The 1,384-nt window shown below is 78.5% G+C and carries 1 protein-coding gene; it reads left to right on the plus strand.

The genetic code is table 11. From position 1 onward, the window contains the following. The first annotated feature begins 124 nt into the window (after window positions 1-124). Window positions 125-1,276, plus strand: coding sequence for a WxL protein peptidoglycan domain-containing protein (locus GYH36_RS19055; protein WP_203232053.1), 1,152 nt, complete (start codon window positions 125-127; stop codon window positions 1,274-1,276). Window positions 1,277-1,384: the final 108 nt, after the last annotated feature.

The raw sequence follows: 1,384 nt of genomic DNA on the forward strand, positions 1-1,384 counted from the left end.
AGGGCCGGGCGGGCCGCAGCCGCGGCCCCGGCCCGGGCGAGCCCCCGCGCGGCCCGGGGCGGGCTCCGGCTTGGCGGTGCCGCGCGGCGGGGGCCCCCCGCCGTCGTACGGAGAGAGCACCTGCGTGAACCCTGCATCACACCTGAGCACCCGCCCGCGCCCCCGCACCCGCGGCCTGCGGCGGCTCCTCGCCGTCGCGGCGGCCGCCGTCGCCGCGCTCGCGCCCGCCGTGCCCGCCGCCGCGGGCCCGGCACCCGCGAGCGGCCTGGTCCGGGACGGGGAGGAGACGATCACCTGGAGCGTCACGCCCGCGGACGCCGACGGCCCGGACGGGCGGCGCTGGGTCGACCTCACCGTCGACCCCGGCCAGACGGTCGAGGACCACCTCGCCGTGACGAACTTCGGCAAGACGCCCGCGACGTTCGCGCTCAAGTCCGCCGACGGGTACCTCACCGCGAACGGCCGCTTCAACATGCTGCCGTCCGACCGGGAGTCGAGGGACGCGGGCACCTGGTTCACCATCCAGGAGACCGTCGACGTCGGCCCGGAGGAGACCGTCGTCGTGCCGTACACGATCACGATCCCCGAGAACGCGACGCCCGGCGACCACCCGGCCGGCATCGCCGCGTCCATCACGACCGCCGGGAGCGACGAGGGCACGAGCGTGGGCGTCGAGAGCCGCGTCGGCTTCCGCGTCACGACCCGCGTCACCGGCGAGGTCCAGCCCGTGCTCGCGGTCGAGAACGTCAAGGCGTCCTACGCGCCCTCGTGGAACCCGTTCGCCGCGGGCGACCTCACCGTCTCCTACGACGTCGCCAACGACGGCAACGTGCGGCTCGGCGCCGAGGGTCAGGTCGCGACGTCCGCCCTGTTCGGCGCCGTGGTCGACGGCGTGACGGCGGAGCCGCTCGGCGAGGTCCTGCCCGGCGGCTCGCTGCGCAGCGAGGTCGGGTTCGACGACGTCTGGCCGCTCGGCCCGGTCAGCACGACCATCACCGTGACGCCCACGACCGTCGCCGACGACGTGGTGGACGCGCCGCTGCAGCCCGTGACCGTCACGGTCACGACGTGGGCCGTGCCGTGGCCCCAGCTCCTGCTCGTCGCGATCGTCGTCGTGCTCGTCATCGGCATCCGCGACGACCGCCGGCGCCGCCGCCAGCGCCTCGAGGCGATGCTCGCCAAGGCGCGCGACGAGGGCCGCCAGCAGGCCGCCGCGACCGAGCCCGCGGCGTCGGGCACGGGCGGGACCCGCACGCCGGGCGACCCGCAGGACTGACCGCCGACCGCGGGGGGGGGGGGGGGGGGGGGCGCGCGCCCCCGCCGGGGGCGGGCGGGCGGGGGGGGGGGGGGGGGGGGGGGGGGGGGGGGGGGGGGGCGGGGGGGG

It is taken from the genome of Cellulosimicrobium composti, from assembly GCF_010287905.1.
GTDB lineage: Bacteria > Actinomycetota > Actinomycetes > Actinomycetales > Cellulomonadaceae > Cellulosimicrobium > Cellulosimicrobium composti.